Below are 8,911 nucleotides of genomic sequence, written 5' to 3' on the forward strand. Positions count from 1 at the left end.
CTCCTGCCCTCCGGCACCATTTCCCGAGTCGCTGCGCTCCTGCCCTCCGGCACCATTTCCCGAGTCGCTGCGCTCCTGCCCTCCGGCACCATTTCCCGAGTCGCTGCGCTCCTGCCCTCCGGCACCATTTCCCGAGTCGCTGCGCTCCTGCCCTCCGGCGGTGAGCGCATACCCATCGCGCACCACTTCGTCGAAGGTCGGTTGGAGCACCTCGAACGGAACGCGGAGCCGCTCCCCGATCTCCGGCAGCGTCGCCGATCCGAACACCTGGTTCTGCCGGTGGATCTGCAGCAGCGCCCACAGCTGTGGGACGGGCAGCTCGCAGCCACGGCCGCCCGCCAGACTCCGGAGCCGGATCTCCGGGGAGTCCCTGAACATCCGACCGACCGCGACCTCGAGGATCTTCTCCGGCGATTCGGTGCTCGGCATGCCGAAGCCCTCGCCGAGGTCGGTGGCGGAGACGGCGTCCATCTCCCGCAGCGGCACTTCCTTGAGGAACAGTGCGACGACGAAGCCGATCACTGCCACCGGGACCGCGCAGAGGAAGACGGTGCCCAGCGCATCGGCATAGGCGTCGATGATCGGTGCGGCCATCTCGGGGGCGAGACGGTGTAGTGCCTGCGGAGACTGGGCGGCCTCCGGTGGAGCGCCGCCTGCGATCAGCGCGGGGCCGATGCGGTCGGCGAGGAAGTTCGCGAACAGCGAGCCGAAGATGGCTGCGCCGAAGGAGCTTCCGATCGTTCGGAAGAACGTGACGCCAGACGTCGCCACGCCGAGGTCCGAGAAGCTGGCGGTGTTCTGCACGACGAGGACGAGCACCTGCATGCAGAGTCCGATGCCCGTGCCGAGGATGAACAGGTACACCGACTGGTGCCAGGTCGCGGTCGACTGGTCCATGCCGGACAGCAGGAAGAACCCGATGCCCATGACGGCCGTGCCCGCGACGGGAAAGAACTTGTAGTGGCCCGTGCGCCCGACGATCGCACCGCTGCTGATCGACGTGATCAACAGCCCGGCCACCATCGGCAGCGTGCGCAGCCCCGACTCGGTGGCCGACACCCCGTCGACGAACTGCATGAACGTGGGCATGAAGGTCAACGCGCCCAGCATGGCGAAGCCGACGATGAAACCGAGAACGCAGCACACGGTGAAGACCGGGTCGCGAAAGAGCCGCATCGGCAGAATCGGTTCGACGGCGCGCGTCTCCACCCAGACGAAGACGGCGATGGCGGCCGCCGATCCGACGAACAGGCCGATGATCATCGGTGAGGCCCATGCGTACTCGCCGCCGCCCCAGCTCGTCGCCAGGGTCAGACCGGATGCGCCGAGGCCCACGAACAGGATCCCCGCGAAGTCGATCACGGGTTTGGCGGCTCTTGCCATGGACGGGATCGCGGCGGCGCCCACCAACAGGACGACGACCGCCACGGGGACGTTGATCCAGAACGCCCAGCGCCACGTCAGGTTGTCCGTAAAGAAGCCGCCGAGCAGCGGTCCGATCACGGTCGTCACGCCGAAGACCGCCCCGAGCGCGCCTTGGTAGCGGCCCCGGTCCCGCAGCGGGATGACCTCACCGATGACGGCCATCGAGGTCACCATGATCGCGCCGCCGCCGATGCCCTGAAGTGCGCGCGACGCAACCAGCATGGTCATCGAGCCGGCCAGCCCGCACAGCACCGATCCGATCAGGAAGAACACCACCGCGGCCTGGGATACGGTCTTGCGCCCGAACACATCGCCGAGCTTGCCGACGATCGCGGTGACGATCGTGGATGCCAGCAGGTAGCTCGTCACCACCCACGACTGGTGACCCGCGCCACCGAGGTCGGCGACCACGGTGGGCAGCGCCGTAGCGACGATCGTCTGGTCGAGGGCGGCGAGCAACATGCCGAGAAGCACGCCCACGAAGATGAAGTTGCGTCGCCGCGGGCTGATCAGCGCGTTGGCCGGCTCAGGATCCGCCGTGGTCGTCCCTGCCGAACTGGTCATGCCCGCCTCCCGACGTCCTCGGGCGCGTGGTGCCGCCCAAGACCGTATCGTTTAGACCGGCTAGATGAGTTACGTGCGCGAGCCCTACTGTGGCGGACGCGACACGCACTGCGCGGAGTAGAGCTGCTCGCCGAGCTTGTCCATCAGCTCGAGCTGCGTCTCCAGGTAGTCGATGTGGTCCTCCTCGTCGGCGAGGATGCCTTCCAGCAGGCCCGCACTGGTGGCATCTTCCTTCGCACGACACATGATGACGCCGGGCTTGAGCCGCGCCAGCACGTCGTACTCGATCGTGAGGTCAGCCTCGAACTGCTCGCGGAGAGTCTGCCCGACGCGCAGCGAGAACAGCCGCTGATAATTGGGAAGGCCGTCGAGCAATAGGATTCTGTCGGTAATCGCCTCCGCATGATTCATTTCCTCGAACGCTTCTTTACGCGTATGCGTCGCGAGTTCGGTGAATCCCCAATTCTCCTGCATCTTGGAATGCAGGAAGTATTGGTTGATTGCGGTCAGTTCACTCGTCAATTGCTCGTTGAGAAGCTTGAGAACGTCGGGATCGCCTTGCATTTCATTGCTCCTGTGACACCGTGAGGGCTGGTCAGGTGTCAGTGTCCGACTGTGCCTCGCCCGAGGCTCGATTGCTCCCCCAATCTAGTCCAGTCCGGGCATGGGAGACACCGAGTGCGTCAGATTCCCGGCGTGTTGCGGTTGCCGACGTCCGTGCTGCGGCCCAGTTGAGGGTAGGCAAACCACGCTACAACCCGCTGACAATGGACTGGCTGGCCTAACTAAGGTTAGACTGCACTAACCTGTCGGCGGCGCTGCTCGGGATCCCCGTGGCGCATCGGAGTTCAAGGCGGAATCAATGGGCGAGCACGGTGTGAACCCGGTCATTCTTGCCGCTTGTCGACGAATCGACGACGCTGGCGAAAAGTCGTCAGTACGTCAGCCGCCGGTATTCCTTCCGATGAATGTCGCCGACCCTCGCACAGTGGTTCGCGAGGGGGTCCGAAAGCCGGGTCGGCCATTGGTGGACATCGGTGTTCGAAATACTCTTCCGGCTCGTAAGGAATTGCGTTCGACGGCGGTACTCGAATTGTTCGACGTCCGCGACGAGAAGACCGACCATTCGGCTGCGACGGCCTGATGTTCGTCTGCCTTTGTACCGGAGTGACGAGCCAGGCAGTCACCGACCTGGTCGCATCGGGTGCGTCCACGTCCAAGCAGATCGCCGACGCATGCGGGGCAGGCACCGACTGTGGACGCTGCCGTCGCACGGTGCGGGCGATCATCGAAGCCGCCGACGTCAACGGCTGCCCGGTGCACGCAGCGCGCTAGCGCCTCGTCGATCAGGCAGGCGAATCGCGCCGATCGGCGAAGGCAGCCAACGCGTCGGCATTGGCAGCTCCTCCGAGCAACTCCTCGAACTGCGCATACTCCCGCGCCGCGGCTGCGGTGATCTCTGCCCGAGTCGGCTCCACCATCGTCTGCTTGACGGCGATCAGGCTCGGAATCGACCGTGAGGCAAGGATTTCCGCGTGGCGTCGCGCCTCAGCCAGCAGAGCGTCGGGCTCGCAGACCTTCCACGCGAACCCCATCCGCAGGGCCTCGTCGGCATCGATCCATTCCGAGGACAACAGCATCCACGCCGCGTTCTGACGGCCGACGAGCTGTGGCAACAGGTAGGACGACGCTGCCTCCGGGGCTACCCCGAGGCTGGTGAACGGGCACTTCAGCCGCGCCGACGTGGACATGAACACCAGGTCCGCGTAGCCGAGGATCGTCGCGCCGATGCCGACACCCAAGCCGTTGACCGCGAGGATCAACGGTTTCCGCAGTGCCGCCAGCGTCTCGATCATGCCGGGGAATCCGTACTCCCCCGACTGGAAGTCCGGATCGGTTATGCGCGCCTGCATCTCGACCAGATCGTTGCCCGCACTGAACGCGCGTCCCGTGCCGGTCAGCAGGACGACGGCGACACCCGGGTCCTCATCGGCATCGCGCAGCGCGGTCGTCGCGGCGTCGTACAAGGCCTCGTTGAACGCGTTCAGCGCTTCCGGACGGTTGAGGGTCAGGGTGCGCACCCCGTTCGCATCGTCGATCTGCACCAGCACGGCAGCAGCGTATGCGTTAGCCGTTCGAGTAGACGCGACTGGGTGCGACGAATACGACCGTTCGCCGCTGTTCGGCCATCACCCGGTCGTATTCGGCCCAGTCGTCGTGCTTTCCACCCGCGGCAGTGAAGACGTCGCGCAGCAAGAGGCGCAGTCCGTCGCCGTCCAGCCAGGGCTGAGGGTCGTCCGGGCCGGCGAGCTCGGCGGCTCCCTCGACCGTCGCCCATCGCCATCCGTCGCGGAACGTGATCGCGGTCGCAGCTCGTGCCCGCAGGTTGGCCAGCTTCACTTTGCCGTAGGTGACGAACGCCAGCACCTGCTCGCCGGACACGGGATGGGCGAGGGCGCCGACGTTGACGAGCGACGCCTGAACGGTGCCGTCACCTCGGACCGTCGAGACCACCGCCAGACCGCTCTCGGCCACGGCCAGACCGACCGCCTCGTCGAGAGTGGTCATCGCGTCACCTCGGTCGTGAACGGAGACCGCAGAACGTAACGACTGGTCGGTATGGTGTCGACGTTCTGGTTCGCGCCGAACGCCGACGTGCTTGCCACCATGCGGTTCATCCGATCACTGAGTTCGGCGTCGTCGGCGGCGCCGAAGAACGCGTGCAGATCCCTGGTCGCCTCGATGGGGAACAATTCCTCGACGATAGCGTCGACCGTCGGCGCCCCGGAGGTCAGTGCGCGCACGACCGCGTTCTGGGCGTAACCGAACGTCGACTGGGTCGCGATCGCCACTGGCGTGTGGTCGACATGCCAACGCGTGAACCAGGTTTCCGCGTCCAGTTCGTCCGGCCGCCGCAGCAAGGCCACGTTCGCGAACCCGTCCGTGCGGGTGCCAGGTCCAGTCTCGGGTGGCGCCAGCGGAACGGACTCGGTGACGAGATAGGCGTCGACGTGGTCGCATTCGCCCTGCAGTCGCGCAAGCGCGCCCACGACGTGTGGTCCGTAGGACTGCTGCGTCCAGATGCTGATCAGCGCCATGACGGGCGGGTCCAGTGTCGTCAGGGTCATGAGTGAATCCCTCACCGCGTCGTCCCTGACGTTGACCGCGAGACCGGGCGCGCCCAACGCCAGTAGATCGTCGGCGATCCGAGTGCGCAATCGCACGCACCATGCCTCGTCGGTGGCCTTCGACCGCAGGGTGATGATGACCTTCTCCACCGAAAGAACGTACCGCCCCCGCCGGGCCGGGGATTCACAATGGTTGTCTGGTGAGTGACGCCAAGCGGTTGGGGGTGATGCGCGCGTGACGAAGATACTGCCGCGGCGGCGCACCATGCCCGATCTCGGCGCGGCCGGACGCAGCCTGCTCGGCGTCCTGGTCGCCGCCGCCGCCGGTCTGCATTGGGGGTCCGCGGGCGCGGCGACCGCAGCTGCCGGTGCCGCGGCGATCGCGGGCGCCACTGCGCTGCATGAGACCCCACGCGGCCCCCTGCAGCGGGTGGCTGCGACGTCGATTCAGATGGGTGCCGCCGTGCTGCTCGGCACCTCGACGTCGTCGTACGGCGTGCTCTTCGTGTTGGTCGCTGCCGCCTGGTTCTTCCTCGCAGGGATGCAGTGGGCGGTGAGTGCCAACTCCGGGCTCATCGCGGTGGCCGCGGGTGCGCTCCTCGTCACGGCACCACCGGTAGCGCCGACACTCACCTCCGTCGCGACGGCGACCGTCCTCGCCGTCGGCGGCGGGCTGGTGCAGACGCTGTTGGTCGGGCTGTGGCCGCGACGCCGATGGCGGATGCAACGGGATGCGCTGACAAGGGCTTACCGGTCCCTCGGTGTCGACGCGCTGAACCTCGCCACCGATCCGGGTGCGCGGGTGGACACGGCCCCGCTGCTGAGGCTCCGTGACTCGTTCACCCTGACCGACCGTCAGGCCAGGCGGCGGCCACTGGCCTACCGCGCCTGGTACGGCCTTCCGCAGCGGATCTCGGTGACGCTGACCGCGCTGGCCGGGAGGTCCGCCGGGGATCACGCGGTGGCAGACGTCCTGCGCGCGGCTGGTCAAGTCTTGGACGTCGTCGCGGGCCGCAGTCGAACCGCCAAACACGAGGCGCTGGACGGCATGCAGCGCGTCGAGGCCGCAACCGACGCGGTGGCGATGACGAACGTTGCTCTGGCCCAGCGCCTTTCCCACCAACTCCGGGAGGCGGTCGCACTACGGTTCGGCGAGACCGCGCCCGACCCGGATCAGGTCGCCCGCCTCGCGCGGCGGAAGGGCTGGTCGTCTCTGCCGACGACCGCGGCGGCGGTCGGCGCCCACCTGACGTGGGGCTCGCCGATCATGCGGCACGCGATCCGGCTTGCCGCCGCCACGGGCGCCGGGGTCGCCATCGAGCGCTTCGCAGAAGTCCCGCACGGCTACTGGATTCCGCTGACGGCGCTGATGGTGCTCCGCCCGGAGACCGCGCACACCTACACCAGGTGTGTCGGCCGGGTGGCGGGGATCGCAGGGGGCATCGTCGCGGCGTCGGTGGTGACGATGATCTGGCATCCCTCCGGCCTGGCGGCGGCGGCACTCGCGGTCATCGTCCTGGGATTCGCCTATGCGGTCTCGGGTTTCGGGTATCTGGCGGTGAGCGCGGCGCTCGCGGCGACGGTCGTGTTCCTGATCGACGTCAGCGGGATGGCGGGCGACGGCACCATGACCGACAGGTTGATCGCGACGTTGATCGGGGGTGCCCTGGCAGTCCTCGTCCACGTGGCCCTGCCCGACCACGATCTGATCCGGCTGCGGCAGCGCGCCGGTGAGCTGCTGAAGACCGAGATCGAGTACGCCGCGACGGTCATCAAGGCCTTCGTGCACGGCCTCGACCATCCCGGCGAGGCGCTTGCGGCGGCCTGGGAGCGGGCCTTTCGGGCGCGTGCGGCGTTCGAGGCTGCCGCGGGGGCGACGACGTCCGATTTGGGTGACCTCCGTCGTTGGCTCAAGTCCTACCGGACCGCGCTGAACGCGGTGACCACGTCCTGCGCGACGCTCGAAGCGAGCCTTCCGGCTCAGCCGTCGGCCACCTTGAGCGGTGACTTCGTGGTGGCGATCGACGAGTACGCCGAGGCCTTGAGCGGTGGACCTGCCACTCCTGGTGCGCCGTGGAGCTTGGACGGGGACCGGCTGGCCGCCGCGGAACAGCGCATTCGCGAGGCCGCGCGCCACCTCGGTCCTGATGACACCGCCAGTCGCGTGCTGGTCGCGGAGATCGGCGACATCACCCGCAGCCTCGTCGGCATCACCGACTGAATAAGCTACTGCGGCAACGTCACCCGCGCGCCCACCGGGGCTGGATGAACACGCCCTCGGCCTCGACGGTGACGCCGTCGGCATCGGCGAGATGTCCGACCGCGAAGGTCTTGACGCCCTCCGTGCGCACGATCCTCGCCTCCGCATGCAAGTCGCCGAGAGGAGTGATGCGGCGATAGCGCATCGTGATGGTGCCGGTGAGCCTTGGCTTGTTCGGCGAACTCGCCGCGTCGCCGAGAACGTGGTCGAGGATGAGAGCGGCGACGCCGCCGTGCACGTGGCCCGGCGGACCTTCATAGGCGGCGCCGAGATGGAAGTCGGCGACGACCCCGCCGTCATCATCCTTCTGGATCGACAGTGGCGGCGCCACCGGGTTGCGCAGGCCGATGACGACGTTGCCCCAAGGCATTTGGTCGCCGTCGCTGCCGAACCGCACGCCGAAGGGCCCGTCGAGCTGACGGTTGCGGAGCCGGGCGGTGGCCGCATCGATCTCCGCCTTCGCGGCGGCGACGGCATCAGCGTCCATCTCGGTGCGGATGGTGGCGTCGATGAGCTCTCGGACCGACTTCGTCAGCGGCTCGTAGATACCCCGCAGGCGTTCGACGTCCTCGGCGTTGAGATTCTCCACGGGGAAGTCAAGCACCACTGAACTAGAACACGTTCCAGCGTCGGTGTCGAGTCGCCTCTATCCCGCCGGCGCGGGCCCGACCAGCAATTGGCGGATGACGGGACCGGCCCAGCGGATCAGGTCTGCGTGGCTCAGCTGGGCGACGGCGGGATTGTTCAGGACGTAGCGCGTGGTGGCGAGCCCGATGATGAACGCACCCATGAGGCCGGCGCGCTGCGCAGGGTGGTCCGGTGCGACGGAGGCCAGCACGGGTCCCACCTGGGTGGCGAACACGCCCCGCATCGTCTCGGCGGCGGTCGCGCTGGTCATCGCCGCGCGCAGCAGGGCCACGAACGTGGTGTCGTCCTCCCACACGGCGAAGAACTTGGGCAGCAGGACCTTGGCCACCTGGTCCGGGTCAATACCCGACAGATCCGGCAGGTCGAGAGTGAACTCCGCTGCCGCGGCAAAGAGGTCCTGCTTGCTACCGAAGTATCGGATGACCAGTGCGGCGTCGACGCCGACGTCCGCGGCGACGGCTCGAAGCGTCGTGCGTTCGTATCCGTCCGCGCCGAAGCGCAGCCGGGCCGCCGCCAGGATGTCGGCACGGGTGTCCTGTGCGTTGCGCGGCCGAGTCGAAACCATTCGTCGAGAATATGTCATCGCATGTTGACATGAACATCGGGGGACCCTACGGTGTAAGTCACCAGTTGTTGACTTGCCGTCCCGACGATCGGAGTGTCCATGAATTGCGACAAGGGCGAACCACCCGTACTCGTCATCGGGGCGGGGCCGACGGGTCTGACGGCGGCGGTCGAACTCTCGCGCATGGGCATCGAGGTGCGGATCGTCGACGCGGCGCAGGAGCCCTCGACGACGTCGCGCGCACTCGGCGTGCAGGCGCGCACTCTCGAGTTGCTCAGGCCCCGCGGCGTCGGGGACGAGATGCTGCGGTTGGGAAACCGG

General features: G+C 67.5%; 10 protein-coding genes. 3 read left to right on the top strand and 7 right to left on the bottom strand.

Going from position 1 to position 8,911, the window contains the following annotated elements:
• The coding region (locus QOI01_RS17020) for an MDR family MFS transporter (RefSeq protein ID WP_526382918.1) at window positions 1–1,989 on the bottom strand (1,989 nt) is incomplete at its 3' end.
• An 84-nt stretch (window positions 1,990–2,073) separates the two neighbouring features.
• Window positions 2,074–2,553 carry a bacterioferritin gene (gene bfr, locus QOI01_RS17025; RefSeq protein ID WP_526382920.1) on the bottom strand — a complete coding sequence of 160 codons (480 nt, stop codon included), beginning with the start codon at window positions 2,551–2,553 and terminating at the stop codon, window positions 2,074–2,076.
• 579 nt (window positions 2,554–3,132) lie between these two features.
• Here bfr and QOI01_RS17030 point away from each other — a divergent pair.
• Complete coding sequence (locus QOI01_RS17030) at window positions 3,133–3,324, top strand: (2Fe-2S)-binding protein (protein ID WP_526382922.1); 192 nt, start codon at window positions 3,133–3,135, stop codon at window positions 3,322–3,324.
• A gap of 11 nt (window positions 3,325–3,335) precedes the next feature.
• Here QOI01_RS17030 and QOI01_RS17035 read toward each other — a convergent pair whose 3' ends face one another.
• The 3 genes from QOI01_RS17035 to QOI01_RS17045 are packed head-to-tail and all read right to left on the bottom strand — an operon-like array spanning window position 3,336 to window position 5,267.
• Window positions 3,336–4,100: an enoyl-CoA hydratase/isomerase family protein gene (locus QOI01_RS17035; RefSeq protein WP_526382924.1), complete on the bottom strand. Its 765-nt coding sequence runs from the start codon at window positions 4,098–4,100 to the stop codon at window positions 3,336–3,338.
• A gap of 16 nt (window positions 4,101–4,116) precedes the next feature.
• Window positions 4,117–4,557, bottom strand: a complete 441-nt coding sequence (locus tag QOI01_RS17040) for a TIGR03618 family F420-dependent PPOX class oxidoreductase (protein WP_526382926.1) — start codon at window positions 4,555–4,557, stop codon at window positions 4,117–4,119.
• A complete protein-coding gene (locus QOI01_RS17045; protein ID WP_526382928.1) occupies window positions 4,554–5,267 on the bottom strand; it encodes an EthD domain-containing protein in 714 nt (237 codons plus the stop codon). The genes QOI01_RS17040 and QOI01_RS17045 overlap by 4 nt, the downstream gene beginning before the upstream one ends.
• An 85-nt stretch (window positions 5,268–5,352) precedes the next feature.
• On the opposite strand from QOI01_RS17045, the gene QOI01_RS17050 reads away from it, so the two are divergent.
• Window positions 5,353–7,338 (top strand): FUSC family protein, encoded by a 1,986-nt coding sequence (locus tag QOI01_RS17050; protein WP_526382930.1) that lies wholly within the window; start codon window positions 5,353–5,355, stop codon window positions 7,336–7,338.
• A 19-nt stretch (window positions 7,339–7,357) separates the two neighbouring features.
• Here the strand turns inward: QOI01_RS17050 and QOI01_RS17055 are convergent, their stop codons facing one another.
• Both QOI01_RS17055 and QOI01_RS17060 read right to left on the bottom strand, forming a co-directional pair.
• On the bottom strand, window positions 7,358–7,981 hold the full coding sequence (locus QOI01_RS17055) for a PaaI family thioesterase (RefSeq protein WP_526382932.1): 624 nt from the start codon (window positions 7,979–7,981) through the stop codon (window positions 7,358–7,360).
• Window positions 7,982–8,023: 42 nt separating this feature from the next.
• Window positions 8,024–8,590, bottom strand: a complete 567-nt coding sequence (locus tag QOI01_RS17060) for a TetR/AcrR family transcriptional regulator (protein ID WP_526382934.1) — start codon at window positions 8,588–8,590, stop codon at window positions 8,024–8,026.
• Window positions 8,591–8,689: 99 nt separating this feature from the next.
• Here QOI01_RS17060 and QOI01_RS17065 point away from each other — a divergent pair.
• Window positions 8,690–8,911 (top strand): FAD-dependent oxidoreductase (locus QOI01_RS17065; RefSeq protein WP_526382936.1); only part of this gene is annotated, 222 nt, incomplete at its 3' end.

The organism is Mycobacterium sp. (genome assembly GCF_032162605.1).
In the GTDB taxonomy this organism is placed as follows: Bacteria; Actinomycetota; Actinomycetes; order Mycobacteriales; family Mycobacteriaceae; genus Mycobacterium.